This window comes from Nitrospira sp. (assembly GCA_029194675.1).
GTDB lineage: Bacteria > Nitrospirota > Nitrospiria > Nitrospirales > Nitrospiraceae > Nitrospira_D.
Genome location: JARFXP010000004.1, coordinates 1 through 13334 on the forward strand (window position 1 = coordinate 1; position 13334 = coordinate 13334).

General features: G+C 54.5%; 11 protein-coding genes, 1 tRNA gene and 1 pseudogene. 1 reads left to right on the forward strand and 12 read right to left on the reverse strand.

Going from position 1 to position 13334, the window contains the following annotated elements:
• The 5 genes from P0120_18515 to hpnH form a co-directional block, all read right to left on the reverse strand.
• A partial coding sequence (locus tag P0120_18515; protein ID MDF0676309.1) for a cytochrome ubiquinol oxidase subunit I occupies positions 1–820 on the reverse strand: 820 nt, incomplete at its 3' end.
• Between the two features lie 397 nt (positions 821–1217).
• On the reverse strand, positions 1218–1703 hold the full coding sequence (locus tag P0120_18520) for a c-type cytochrome (protein ID MDF0676310.1): 486 nt from the start codon (positions 1701–1703) through the stop codon (positions 1218–1220).
• A 217-nt stretch (positions 1704–1920) separates the two neighbouring features.
• Positions 1921–2370 carry a carboxypeptidase-like regulatory domain-containing protein gene (locus P0120_18525; protein ID MDF0676311.1) on the reverse strand — a complete coding sequence of 150 codons (450 nt, stop codon included), beginning with the start codon at positions 2368–2370 and terminating at the stop codon, positions 1921–1923.
• Positions 2371–3164: 794 nt separating this feature from the next.
• Positions 3165–3557, reverse strand: a complete 393-nt coding sequence (locus tag P0120_18530; GenBank protein ID MDF0676312.1) for a hypothetical protein — start codon at positions 3555–3557, stop codon at positions 3165–3167.
• Between the two features lie 43 nt (positions 3558–3600).
• On the reverse strand, positions 3601–4617 hold the full coding sequence (gene hpnH, locus P0120_18535) for an adenosyl-hopene transferase HpnH (protein ID MDF0676313.1): 1017 nt from the start codon (positions 4615–4617) through the stop codon (positions 3601–3603).
• 412 nt (positions 4618–5029) lie between these two features.
• Between hpnH and P0120_18540 the strand changes: the two genes are divergently transcribed.
• A complete protein-coding gene (locus P0120_18540; protein ID MDF0676314.1) occupies positions 5030–5608 on the forward strand; it encodes a DUF3365 domain-containing protein in 579 nt (192 codons plus the stop codon).
• A gap of 244 nt (positions 5609–5852) precedes the next feature.
• Here P0120_18540 and P0120_18545 read toward each other — a convergent pair.
• The 7 genes and pseudogenes from P0120_18545 to mlaD all read right to left on the reverse strand — a co-directional run bounded on the left by P0120_18545 (position 5853) and on the right by mlaD (position 13315).
• Positions 5853–5927 (reverse strand) — tRNA-Cys (locus P0120_18545).
• Positions 5928–6093: 166 nt separating this feature from the next.
• Positions 6094–7437, reverse strand: a complete 1344-nt coding sequence (locus tag P0120_18550) for a glycosyltransferase 87 family protein (GenBank protein ID MDF0676315.1) — start codon at positions 7435–7437, stop codon at positions 6094–6096.
• 115 nt (positions 7438–7552) lie between these two features.
• Positions 7553–8740, reverse strand: a pseudogene (gene ispG, locus P0120_18555) (flavodoxin-dependent (E)-4-hydroxy-3-methylbut-2-enyl-diphosphate synthase).
• Positions 8741–8792: 52 nt separating this feature from the next.
• Entirely contained in the window at positions 8793–10736 is a 1944-nt protein-coding gene (gene dxs / locus P0120_18560) for a 1-deoxy-D-xylulose-5-phosphate synthase (protein ID MDF0676316.1), read from the reverse strand.
• Between the two features lie 198 nt (positions 10737–10934).
• Positions 10935–12134, reverse strand: a complete 1200-nt coding sequence (locus tag P0120_18565; protein MDF0676317.1) for a BamA/TamA family outer membrane protein — start codon at positions 12132–12134, stop codon at positions 10935–10937.
• A gap of 28 nt (positions 12135–12162) precedes the next feature.
• A complete protein-coding gene (locus P0120_18570) occupies positions 12163–12747 on the reverse strand; it encodes an ABC transporter substrate-binding protein (protein MDF0676318.1) in 585 nt (194 codons plus the stop codon).
• 124 nt (positions 12748–12871) lie between these two features.
• Positions 12872–13315, reverse strand: a complete 444-nt coding sequence (mlaD, locus tag P0120_18575; protein ID MDF0676319.1) for an outer membrane lipid asymmetry maintenance protein MlaD — start codon at positions 13313–13315, stop codon at positions 12872–12874.
• Positions 13316–13334: the final 19 nt, after the last annotated feature.

Consider the following 13334-nt stretch of genomic DNA (forward strand, 5'->3'; position numbering starts at 1 on the left):
GCTGCAAGAGCGACCCACCCACGGCGATCCAGATGGCGGCGAACCCCATCCAATCGTAGTAGGCTCGCTCCTCCTGCGACTTCGCCCCCATGTACATGTAGGCGGCGATCATCCCGGCGATAAACCCGCCGAATGCCACATTTCCATCGATTCGGTGGAGGCTCAGGGGGAACCAACTTTGGTTCGCAATCTTATCCCACAAGGTTGCCGCCGCGATGAAATCCTGCGGCGAAACTCCTTCGGCCTTCGGCGGTGTGTTCATGAAGGACGTGGGGCCGTTGATGACAAATAAGATGAGCAGACAGACAAGATTCAAGAGCACACCGAGAGCAATGTGACGCCCCTTCTTTTCACCCTTCCACACATCCCAGGTGTAGAGGTAGGCATACATCAAAATCGTCTCGGCGATAAACAGCGCCGGATACATTACTGCGAACACCATATAAAACTGATTGATGAATGAGGTCGTGAACTGTGGGTAGGCGGCAAGAAGGACAAAAATAAACAAGCCGCCCGTCACAGCCGTCATACTGAAGAGAATGACCGTCACCTTGGTGATCTCTTTAGCCAGGCGATCATACCGAGGGTCCTGCTTGCGGTAACCCAGCCATTCTGAAATGACGACGAAGATCGGTGCACCGAGGATAAACGCGGCGAATAAAATATGGAGTTGAGCGACGACCCATACAGCCGTCCGATTGCCTGTATACGGAAGCTCCACCGAAGACGTCCCAACTTCCTGAGCACAGACACCAGTGGCTGCCACGCACAGCGAGAACAACACAATGAGAGCCATGAGACTGCTCGACAGTTTTTTCACGATGCCTCGATGCCCCCCCTACTTTAAGAACCTGGTCAAGGATCTTGCCTTCATACTTACTCGACTTTCCATACTGATAATTTTGTCTATTATCTATAAATGGGTCTCGGTCACCATCCGACAAGAACGCCTGAAGCCCTTGCGAGCCTTAAGGGATCGCCATTGAAGACCAAGCTCCATACAATCAATTGTCACAGCACCATCTCATACGACCTTATTCGACCGGCTAGAGTATCGCAGACTGCCCAAGCCTTACCGCTAGGAGAATCCCCTGGCAGCCCGCAAAAAACCCGAGCCCAGTTGGCGGCCTCGAATCGTACACTAAACGCGCACCTTCTGATTCCACAGGAGGAAAGGCCGGAAGGTGCGAAGCATCGACCACCCTGCAACCTTATAATCAGTGAGCGACGGCATCGTCCCATTGCTTCTTCTCTTCATTCCAGGTCTTCCCAGCCAGTCCAAAATTCCGCTCATAGAGCACGAGCTTCCATCGGTCCTCATCTGAAAGCTTGCTCTTCCAGCCTTTCATCTTGGTATTCGGCACTCCTTCGGAAATACGCCAAAACCAGACAGAGTCCGAGTAGAGCTTCATGCGCTCAGGGTTTCTGAAATCAGTGGCACCTGCCTTCACAGGCTTCCCGTCTTTCCCGTGACAACTGGAACAGTTTACGTCTGGATTTGCCTCTCCGATGAAGAGCTTGCGCCCTTCTTCCAGCTTCTGAGCATCCACCCACCAATCTATGGGCATATGCTTGTCGGCATATTCAGCGGGAGCCGGTGGTGGTGGCACGATCGGCCCCTCTCCACCCTGCTCTGCGCAACTCGCCAACAGTCCCGCACTCATGATGAATACAGCGCGAATCGAGCCTCTCGGTATGTTCATTACGTCCATCACGCTGCCATTGAGAGAGATTCTCGTTCGGACTGCAACGCGATCGAGAAAGGGACCGACAAAAAAAAACGCTTTTGCAGAGCCGTCACCTGCCCCTGCAAGAGCGTCAAGATTACACTCGCCCATTCAGCTTGTATCACGGGCCCTCGCCGACCTAATCAACCGATTCGGCGAGATACCTTGTAGCCCCAAGGACCGTCATCGGCGATCATGATTTTTTCTTTCCCAGGGATTTCGCCTTGACCCGTTCCGGCTTCCGCTGAGAACGGACAAACTTCATCCCGATAATACCGCAGGCTGTTGCGAAAACCGCCCCGCTGCCCCACCAAATCCAAGCGGGAGGCCCACTTGCCTCACAGCCGGTTCCAAAGTTAACCCAGATCTTCCGTTCGCTCTCTAGATCTTTCGGATCAAATTTAATCTTAAGGTTCTGCTGTTCACCCCTCGCCTCTACCAGCAGTGGATCGTCAAGATTGTCGTTGTGCAGATGAAACATCGCTTTGTAGTAGCCATCTCCATCTGTTCGAACAACCTGACCGTATGAAATCCTTGTGTCCTTGACGAGAACGTCTGTATTCGGAAGTCCCTTCCCGTTCTGATCGCAAACATACCCCTCCACCATGAAACGATGATCCGCTTCATGCGTGGCTGAAGCCACGGGTGGAAACGCCACATTCGTGACGAGACAGCAAGCTAGGGAAAACAGTCCGACTGGACTTTGGTTGCCAAGCTTCGAACTAGATCGCTGACTCGTCGCTCGCTCCTTCGAAGTCGTGCGCGCCCAGTACAACGAGCGCTCTACATTCGGGCAGAGGTTTCTAGCACAGCACCCAAATCTTTGTCAACGAAACGACTGGCCCTCTAAATCCGAGTGGAGAGCCGTTGGGTTTGCAGTTGCGATCGCAGGGCTGGCTGGAGCTGAGGAGCGCGTGGCACGACGTACCGGGTTCACGACCGGTGGGGGACGCAACGACGAACTCCGGACGAACGAGGGAGGGTTCTAACCGGCAGCAGCGCAGACGCTCCAGCGGGATGGCGATGAACACTTCGCAGCCTTGGCCTGCCATGGCGTGTACCCTCAAGCGGGTGCTGACGTTGGAACCTTCGTGGGTGAGGGCCGGAGCGAGGGTGGACCATCGCCTGAACGGCACAGAACGCTCTCGGTGCAACACGGACGGTCCCTCCGAGGTATTACGCCGGAGAAGCAGAAGGGGCAATGGTTGCTCTGTCGGCCTTCGCAAGGCGGAAGCACCCGGCAATCGCCTCGTTAGATAGTTCACGCGCCAGTTCTTCAGCAGTCCCATTCTTTGATGTTGTCGAGAAGGAATCCCTAAATTCTCTTGGAACGTAAGACACTTTAAGAGTTAAAGCGCATAGCCTTGGCGCGCTTGATGTAAAGCTGATTTTTCCACGAAAGTATCAGGAATCAGCCAAGCAAGAACGGAGGAGACCTTAGAGATAGCCCTTCGTACGGGCAGCCGCCTCAATCTTAATGGCTTCTGCTCGACGCTCGGAGTCTTTCTTCGAGACCCAAGCCTCCCATGACTTGCCGTTCGCAGTGTCTTCACCGGTAAACGCAATGCTCTCGATGGATCGGTAGGAAATGCGCTGAGGATTCTGCTGATCAACGGGAAACAGTTCGAGGTAAGGATCGTCGCCTTCCGCCTGACGATTGAAGAGATATCCGGTGACCGATTCGCCTGATCTTAACGTCAAGGTCACATCCCCACGATAATCGAAGGCAAGCTCGACGGCTTCCATTGTTTCCGCCGGAGAGGCTGGTTTGAACACTCGCCCTTCCAGAGAAGCAGGGGTATCCGCTGTGTGATTCTTGGTATCCGTCATTTAGGGATCGTCGGTTGTAATGCGTATTTCGTGAAGCGCAGAATCACCGCGAGGTAGGCAAGAGGGTCAATTTAGCTGTCCGCGCAAATCCAGAGGCGGTACTGAAGGTATCTTCAACGGCCGAGGCCTCATAGCCGCAGTGGACCATGCAATCGGCGCATTTTTCATTTCGACCGGTCCCGTACTTCTCCCACTCCGTCGAGTCCATCATCTCTCGGAAGGTTGTTGTATACCCTTCTTGCAGCAAATAGCAGGGCTTCTGCCATCCGAAGACGTTGTAGGTGGGATTCCCCCAGGGCGTACATTGGTACTCACGCCGGCCCATCAGGAAATCCAGAAACAACGGGGATTGATTGAACTGCCAACCTGGCTTGGGGCGAGCAAGAATCTTGGAGAAGAGTTCTTGAGTCCTCGCCCGCTTCAAGAAATGTTGTTGATCCGGAGCCTTTTGATAACTATACCCCGGAGAGATGGTCATACCTTCGACGCCCAGCGCCATCATGTCATCGAAAAATTTTCTGACCCGCTCCGGGTTCGCGTCGTCGAACAAGGTGGTGTTGGTCGTCACCCGATGGCCGCGTTTGAGTGCCGCTTTGATGGCCTTGACCGCCACGTCATAGACTCCGTCGCGGCAGACCGCCAAATCGTGCTCGTCCTTAAGCCCGTCCATATGGACACTGAAGGTCAAGTACTTCGAGGGCTGATACTCGTCCAGCTTCCGCTCCAAGAGGATGGCATTCGTACAGAGATAGATGTACCTCTTCCGATCCACCAAACCCTGGACGATCTTCGCGATTTCAGGATGGATGAGCGGTTCCCCGCCCGGAATGCTCACCATGGGCGCTCCGCATTCTTCCGCCGCCGCCCAGCATTGTTCCGGCGTCAACCGTTTGTCGAGGATATGATCGGGATACTGGATCTTCCCACAACCCGCGCAAGCCAGATTGCACCGAAAGAGCGGCTCGAGCATCAGTACCAAAGGATATCGCTTCACTCCCCTCAGTTTCTGTGAGAGCACATACTTCGCCACGGTATACATCTGGGACATCGGAACAGCCATTCCGTTCTCCTATTCGCTCTGTATTCTTTCGCGACCCTTGTCTGTATGGACAGCGGCGAGACACGGCCGTACTGGAGGCGCAAGAACCATGGAATTTTAGCATCCTGCTCAGAGCGCGTCAATTTCGAAAGAGCAAGTCAAGTCAAGAGTGGCGTGCATCTACTTGTCCCCGTATCAGGTTTTCTGCTACCGTCAGCCCGACCTAATTCCCAGCGTTCCTAGCTGAGGTAGTAATGAGACGTATCCCTCTCCTCTCTCGCCATCCCTTCTTGTCTATCACCTGTTCAAACGTCGAGGGACAATCATGCGGATTATGGTGTGCGATATCCTCAGGTCAACCAGGCCAGAATGAGCGCATCAATCATTCGGTAGATCTTCGAGCCATCCATCCACTTACAGATAGGAGCACATTATGATGAAAAGCCTAGTGTTGGGAATCGCATCACTACTTCTTCTCGCGTTCGGCTATTTGGGAATATCGTCCGGCGCCAAGGATGCCGGGGGCATTCCTGCTGAGAAAGTGGCGGACATGTTACATTCCGTCATCGAGGCAAACCGCACATTTTATACGCAGCATGTTGTGGAGCGGATGGAAGCAAAAGGCGCTGCCGTAGCATCAGAGAACTGGCGCTCCGAGAAGACCTTACCCCTTCCAGCCCAATTCTTACAGGAAAGCGCTCGTCTATCGGTCAATTCGAAGGCTAAGGTCGGCTATAAACTCATCAGTCTCTGGCCCATCAACAAGCAGAACGGGCCAAAATCCGAATCTGAGCAAAGGGGCCTGACGGCAACCCAACAGAACCCGAATCGTCCGTACACTGAAGTGGTCATGAACGGACCGGACTCCTATCTTATGGCCATCTATGCCGACAGAGCTGTTTCGCAAGCTTGCATCGGATGTCACAACGCGCATCAGGATAGCCCGAGGCACGATTTCAAGCAGAATGACGTGATGGGCGCCATCATGATCATGGTCCCGTTGAACCTTTAGCAGCATCCAGAAAGTGAATAACAAACGCTGGAGGCGCTTTTCCGCCGGCGACAATTAGGAGCGCCGGCGGGTCAACCAAAGACGAACTTAAGAACACTGAAGGGATTTATCCGACGTCATCAATTCCACAACACGATAATGAGGCGTCGGTCCACGCGAAGGTATCAGAAAATACGAACACTGAAGGTGTCTTTCCCCGTCGCCAGAAACAATTGTACGGGCTCCGGGTGGAGTAAGCTCTGTTTGGAGGCGCCGAGCGGGTTCGAACCGCTGCATCGCAGTTTTGCAGACTGCTCCCTTACCACTTGGGTACGGCGCCTCTGAGAGACGGCATTATAGTAGCTTGGTTTACCGGAACTCAACATAGAGACCACACTGATGAACCGTCGAATCAGCTCTCGGCAAGCCCGACGGAAAGTGCCATGCGTCCTGATCCAAGAAGCCGTGCAAGGAAAGAGGTCACAAGGATTGCTGAGTAAGATGTCTTACCTTGGTCCCACCACTCCTGAAGCAGGTGCGCGCATCCCCAGGAATGGGTGGACATGGCGCAGGGCGCCACCGCTGCTGAGCAGCAACCCAAACAAAACCAGCATCGCGATGCCGAGATGATGATAACTCTTCAGCGCTTCCCACCTGGCTGAACCCACGACTTCGTAATTCAGCACCATCGTGAGCACGATATATACTCCCAGCATGGCGTACCCGGCACCGCTCAATCGGCCGCTCACTCTCGCTGCGGCGGCGACGACGATATAGGCCGCCGGGACCATCCAAACGAGATGCTGATCCCAGGTGATGGGAGAGAATAGCAAGGCCAAAATCAGCGTACCGGCACAGTCCCTCGCCCACGTTGGATCTCCTGGCCCTTGGTACGGCCGCCGGCTGGACCAGGCGAACAGACCGAGCAGAGTCAGCCCAGTCGCTCCGACGATCGCGTTCGCTGCCGGCGGCGGCAGATCCAACAGGGGCCTGTATCCGGGATCCACTTGCCGTAGGCGATGGTCCGGTGGGTACGTGACCAAATACCGCAGCATGGTATGGCGGAGTGAAAGGTTGGCCTTCTGAAGTTCATTCTCTTGGCGGCCCTCAAGCTGCCGATCAAACACGGATAACACCGCGTTCCTGGTCCATTCCATGTGATGATCCCACCAACTCGTGGGGCCCATGTACAGAATGGGCAGTCCGATCCAGAAGACCGTCGCGAGCACTGTGTATGATGCCAATCGCCACTGCCGCTTCCAAAGAAACAGCAACAGAAATAGTGCGGGAGTGATTTTCAGCGTAATGCCGAACCCAAGAATGATCGCGCCGAGTCGTTCTCTGCCTGCCCAGATTGCGTAGATGGCGCAAGTGAGAAGGCCCAGGAGAATCAGGTGCGGCCCACCGTCGTCGAGATCATTCAAGATGAATTGCAGCGTCAACGCTCCCGCACCCACACCGACCAATAGCCAGCTCCGTACACTGGAATTTGATGTGCCGCACAACATGTGGTGGAACAGCATAATTGTGATGACGAGGCATCCGACTGCAATGGCATAACGTAAGGCCAAGCTCGCATTTCTCTCCAGCATAAGCAACGGGGCGAAATAAATTCCCGTCGTGGGAAGATACATGTAGCAGTAGTCATTGGCGTACAGGTATTCGCCGGAGATGAAACGCCTTCCGATCTCTCGGTGGATATCGATGTCACGGAAGTGAAATGATCGGCCATAGGAAATGATGTAGCCGTGCACCACCGCTGCAATCACAAGACCGACCTTTACCACTCGAGCAAAGAGAGCGGACCTGGCGAATTCATTGATCCAGTGAATGATCGGCTTTGATTCCATCGTTCAGCTGCACTGATACATGACCCGCAAGAAGGCGTCCAATGGTTTCTTGGTAAGCGGGGCGTACAGCTTCAGTGAAGTAGTGGGAGAGTCGTTGCCGCTGTCAGCAATGCAGCTACCGATGAGGCAAGACCGGGATTTCTCTGCCGAGTGTCGAAGGGGAATCCGACTGAGGCCCCGGCGATTCCCACTCGCTTGAAGGAACAGATGCAGTCGCTTCGCCGTTGCTTTCCGCTTCTTTTTCCCTGGCGAGTTGTTCCACTTCCACAATGAGCGTATCCATCAATTCTTCCATCGGCACCTTTCGGACAAGCTTGCCTTTCTTGAACAAAATACCCTTGCCCTCGCCGCCGGCAATTCCGATGTCGGCCTCTTTCCCTTCTCCAATTCCATTCACAACACATCCGAGTACCGACACGTTCAATGGAGTCTTGATGTGGTTGAGTTTCTTCTCCAGTTCGTTTGCCATTCGGACAACATCGATTTCGACACGCCCACATGTCGGGCAGGCGATGACATTGATGCCCCGATGACGCAATTCGAGTGACTTGAGGATTTCAAACCCGACTTTGACTTCCTCGACCGGGTCAGCAGCCAGCGATACGCGCAACGTGTCTCCGATGCCCTGTGAAAGCAAATACCCGAGGCCGATAGAAGACTTCACCGCCCCGGTCATGGCCGTCCCCGCCTCTGTAATTCCGATGTGCAGGGGATAATCCGACTGATGTGCGAAGAGCCAATAGGCATCGATGGCATGATGTACATCCGACGCTTTCAGCGACACCTTCATATTGGCGAAACCAACGTCTTCCAAGGCGTGGACGGCATTGAGCGCCGACTCTGCCAGCGCCTCCGGGGAAGGCCATCCGTACTTCTCCAACAATGATCGTTCGAGAGACCCTCCATTGACGCCGACCCGAAGAGGAATCCCTCGCTCATTGACGGCTTTGATCACTTCTTCAACTTTCCACCAGGCGCCGATATTGCCCGGATTGATACGGACACAATCGACGATATGCGCGGCCTTCAAGGCAAGCCGATGATCAAAGTGAATATCGGCGATCAGCGGGACGGTCATTGCCGCCTTGATCTGCGGGAGAGCCTGGGCGGCTTCATCGTCAGGAACGGCCACGCGAATAATTTCGCAGCCGGCTGCTTCGAGTTGATGAATCTGTGCGATGGTCGCGGCTACATCGCGCGTGTCCGTCGAACACATGGATTGCACGGATACCGGAGCATCGCCCCCTACCTTCACTTTGCCGACGTGAATCTGCCGCGTCTTTCTTCGCGCGATATGCATGTTATTCTTCGTTGATGATGATGCTTCACGAACAACGCGTCACGCTTGACGCATTTCAGCTCCCCTGTTCGTCTCCATGCGGATGGCCGACCAACGCCGCGCCCGTGAACGCCGATTGTACGGCGGGTGCTTTGCCGATCAATTCCTTCACGCTTTGGTAGATCCCTTCAGCCGTCAAACCATACCGTTCCCGCAACAGATCTTGTGGTCCCTGTTCGATGTACCAATCGGGTAGGCCCATGACCTTCGTCTTCACCTCCGTCACTCCGGCTTCCGAAAGGGTTTCGAGCACGGCAGAACCAAACCCACCAATCTTGCAACCTTCTTCCACCGTTACGACATAGCGCACCCGCTTCGCGACATCGACAATCAGTTCGTGATCGAGTGGCTTAACGAATCGTCCGTTCACGACCGCTGTGGAAACCCCTTCCTTACTAAGCCGTTCGGCCGCTTCAACAGCTTGCCAGACCGAGACACCGATCGCAACGATGGCCACATCCGTCCCATCTTTGAGAAGCTCACCTTTCCCCACCGGCAAGGCTTGCGGAACCTGGTCCATCTTCACACCAAGACTCACCCCGCGCGGATAGCGCACTGAAATCGGCCCGTTAAATTCCAGGCAGGTTTTAACCATGTGCTGCAGTTCATTCTCATCCTTAGGAGCCATGACGACCATATTGGGAACGTGCCGCAGATAGGCATAGTCGAAGGCCCCATGATGCGTCGTTCCGTCCTCCGCGACAAGTCCTCCCCGATCGATGCAGAAGGCCACCGGAAGATTTTGGGTGGCGACATCATGCACGACTTGATCATAGGCCCGCTGCAGGAAGGTCGCATACATCGCCACGACCGGTTTCATGCCCTGCGCGGCGAGCCCTGCCGCAAACGTCACCGCATGCTGTTCGGCGATGCCGACGTCGTAGAGACGATCCGGGAATTCCTTTTCGAATGCCGTCAGCCCCGTCCCTTCGCACATGGCAGCGGTGATGGCCACGACACGCTTGTCCTCGCGAGCCAATTTGACGAGCGCCTCCATGGCGATCGCTGTGTAGGAAGGACGCGCGGCTTTCTTGGCCGGTGCGCCGGTCGACCGAACGAACGGAGGGCACGCATGGAACCATACCGGATTCTTCATGGCCGGTTCGTAGCCGAGGCCCTTCTTCGTGATGACATGGAGCAGGACCGGCCCTTTCATCTTCAGCACATTCTCGATCGTCGGAAGGAGATGCTCAAAATTGTGGCCGTCGATGGGTCCACTGTATTGAAATCCCAGCTCTTCGAAGAGCAATCCCGGCAGAATCGCGCCTTTGGCGAGCTCTTCGGCTCGCCGGGCGAGCTTCTGCATATCGGAGCCGATGTGAGGAATCTTCCCCAAGAGCTGACCGGTCTCTTCGCGCACTTTCCCATAGAACTCACCCGTGATGGTCCGGCTCAGATAGGCGGAAATAGCCCCGACGTTTTTCGAGATCGACATTTGGTTGTCGTTCAAAATCACGAGAAAATCTTTTCCGAGCCCCCCGGCATGATGCAGTCCTTCCAGCGTCATGCCCGCCGTCATGGCGCCGTCACCGACGACGCAGACGACCTTATGTTTTTCCTTCAACTGGTCTCGGGCTTCGACCATGCCGAAGGCGGCCGACACACCGGTCCCCGCATGGCCGGCGTTGAATGTATCGTACTCACTCTCTTCCCGCTTACAAAACCCGCTCAATCCGCCGTACTGACGGAGTGTGTGGAACTGTTCGCGCCGACCGGTGAGCAGTTTGTGCGTGTATGACTGATTACTGGTGTCCCACACGATTTTATCGGTCGGCGTATCCAGAAGATATTGTAAGGCGACTGTGAGCTCGACGACGCCCAAATTCGAAGCCAGGTGTCCGCCCACATTCGAGACTGCTCCGATAATTTGTTCCCGGATCTCCCGGCACAATGCCGGAAACTTGTCGGGAGACAACCGCTTCAGATCGGCAGGACTATGGATTGTCTTGAGTATGGACATAGATAGTCTCCTTCCTTCGCATCTGTCAGCACCGCAGCCCCTGCATCCGACCAGTCAAAGCCGCTCGTTCGGGTGCCAAATTTCGGCGAGTCTCACACAAGATCCATATGAAGTCAAGCACTTATGAAACATGCCCCGTCTGACCTTTGTTATAAGGCATCAGGATTGTCCCATCGGAGTTGCTACCGTATGATTCGGTCAGTATGGAAAATCCAGCCCCGCAAAAATCGCTCCTCCTTCTTTACTGTATCCATAATCTATCCGTCCCACTACGTTGGGGCGGATGATTCCCCGGAATCCAATACCTGGTGTAATGCGATAGTCCTTGAAGCTGACATCCATGAAAGAGTTGAAAACCTGTCCGGTATCGATGAACGGCGTCAACTCAAAATCCGCCACGACTCCCGCGAGACGCGTTCGCAAGATATGAATTCGTTCCTCAACGCTGAACGCGATCAGTTGCTTGTCGATATATCGGTCCATTCCAAAGCCGCGCAGATTGTTCTGCCCGCCTAACGAGCTCTGCTCATAAAACGGAACGTCCGAGCCGAGCGTGGCTTGCAATTCGCCGTGAACCACCAAAATCGCCCGCTTGGATTCACTCGCGAGCATCTTCGTGATCTGGAGACCGTACCTGGAATACACAGGCTCTGCACCTTTATGAAAATTGAAATTGAGCTCCGCATAGGCCGTGAGCGCCATTCCATCAGTCGGCGTCACCAAATTATTCCGCGTATCGTAGTGAAAGCTGATCCGTTGACCGAGGATCGCCGCCCCATCCATACCAGGATCTTCCGGAAAAACATCTCGGGAAAACGGAAACATGGTAGCTGCTCCCGGCTGGATCTGCTGCATAACTCGTAGCCGCTGACTCACGGCGATCTGCGTCACTTCATTGGCATACACACCGAATCGCCAATTGACCCGTGTCTCGGATGCCGTGTAGTTGGTCTGATCTCCCTTTTCCGTCGACGGGCCTAGCCCAAAATACCGCATAGTGGCATTCTTAAAATTCGTGGCACTGAACTCGACACTATATCGTCCGTTGCTGAAACCCGGATCGACATAGCTCAATAGGAATTTATGTTCGATCTTCTCTGACCAGGACGCAAGGGCTTTGATTTGTTTCCCACCTGGTTCATAACGGAACAGATTGATGGTTCCTCGGAGGCCCACGTATGAGTTATGAATCAGCATCGGAGCGACTAAATACTTTAGATCCCCATCCGCTCCAGTGATGAGAACCGGCATGATTAATCCAAGATCGTTGCCGTCGTTCTTGCTGGTACTGATGGCAGGAATAGGGAAATACTGCACATCCGCATGAGCTCGATCGAGAAGCCCGGGGCAGAACGCCACCCACAGCAGGAGGCTAATACCGGCGGCAGAACGACGCACAAACCTCTTCACCTTCCCGTGGAGAATGTTACGGAGCCGGCGCTCTGAGCTGAATGGATTTCTTGCGCAGCTGATCGACGAGGTCCGAATAGGAAGAAGCACGAAGGATCTTCGTAAACTGGCCGCGATAGTTATTCACCAGACTGACCCCGTCCACGACGACATCATAGACCCGCCAATCATCGGCTTTGTTGATTAAACGATAATCGAGCGGAATCTCCGTCTTTCCCGAAATCACTTTGGTCCTGACTTCCGCGTACTCTTTCTCCGTTCGTTCATGTAAATACTGCACGCCTTCGCCGGAATAGGTTTCGATCCTGTCCGCGTACGAATTTGTCAGCAGCTGCCGAAAGAGGTCGACAAACTCCTGCTTCTGTTCATCAGTCAGCTGGTTCCAGGGAGACCCAAGAGCCCGTCGAGACATTTCTGTATAGTCAAATCGAGCCGACACCACTTGCTCCAGCAGGTGTCGCCGCTCCTCGGCTTTCTCCGGTTGCTGGAGTTCCTTTTCCCGTACGATGCGGAGCACTTCGTCGATCGTCGCCTTCATGGAGTCGGTTGGAGGACCCGCGTACCCGGGTACCGTCACCGCTCCGATGCAAATGACCATCATGAGCACCGCGAACCACGAGCCCCCTCCTCTTCGCCCTCTCCAAGCATTCCTGATCGCTATCATCGCGCCCTCTCTCCTAGGACAACAGACTGGTCTTTTCCGCCACATCCATAGATAGGTCCGGTTAGTTGACCTTCCCGTGGACGTACTGACTCACCAACTCCTCCAAGTCGAGGCCTGATTCCGTGTCACGAATGACGTCGCCCGGCTTCAGCGGATCTCCCCCTCCACCCGGCGAAAGCGCAAGATACTTTTCTCCGATGATTCCTCGGGTCTTGATCGAAGCGATGGTATCGGAATAGAGTTTCGTCCCAGTCTGGACCGCCAGTGATACCATCGCTCGATCCTCTTTCAGACGGATCGTCTTGACCCGACCCACCTCAACACCAGCGACTTCCACGGTTGCTCCGGCTTTCAGCCCTGTGGCTGAATTGAACAGCGCATCCACTTCGTAGACATCGCCACCGATCAGTTCCAACTTGCCGAGCTTGATCGAGAGATAGCCTAGACAGACAATCCCGACCAGCACAAACACGCCGACGATCAATTCGAGCTTGCCTTTTTCCACTGAGAGACTCCTCTATGAT

What these genes read in the sequence shown, in the direction of transcription:
- P0120_18520 (MDF0676310.1), bottom strand. Translation starts at nt 1,703, where the DNA reads ATGAACATACCGAGAGGCTCGATTCGCGCTGTATTCATCATGAGTGCG.
- P0120_18530 (MDF0676312.1), bottom strand. Translation starts at nt 3,557, where the DNA reads ATGACGGATACCAAGAATCACACAGCGGATACCCCTGCTTCTCTGGAA.
- hpnH (MDF0676313.1), bottom strand. Translation starts at nt 4,617, where the DNA reads ATGGCTGTTCCGATGTCCCAGATGTATACCGTGGCGAAGTATGTGCTC.
- P0120_18540 (MDF0676314.1), top strand. Translation starts at nt 5,030, where the DNA reads ATGATGAAAAGCCTAGTGTTGGGAATCGCATCACTACTTCTTCTCGCG.
- P0120_18550 (MDF0676315.1), bottom strand. Translation starts at nt 7,437, where the DNA reads ATGGAATCAAAGCCGATCATTCACTGGATCAATGAATTCGCCAGGTCC.
- dxs (MDF0676316.1), bottom strand. Translation starts at nt 10,736, where the DNA reads ATGTCCATACTCAAGACAATCCATAGTCCTGCCGATCTGAAGCGGTTG.
- P0120_18570 (MDF0676318.1), bottom strand. Translation starts at nt 12,747, where the DNA reads ATGATGGTCATTTGCATCGGAGCGGTGACGGTACCCGGGTACGCGGGT.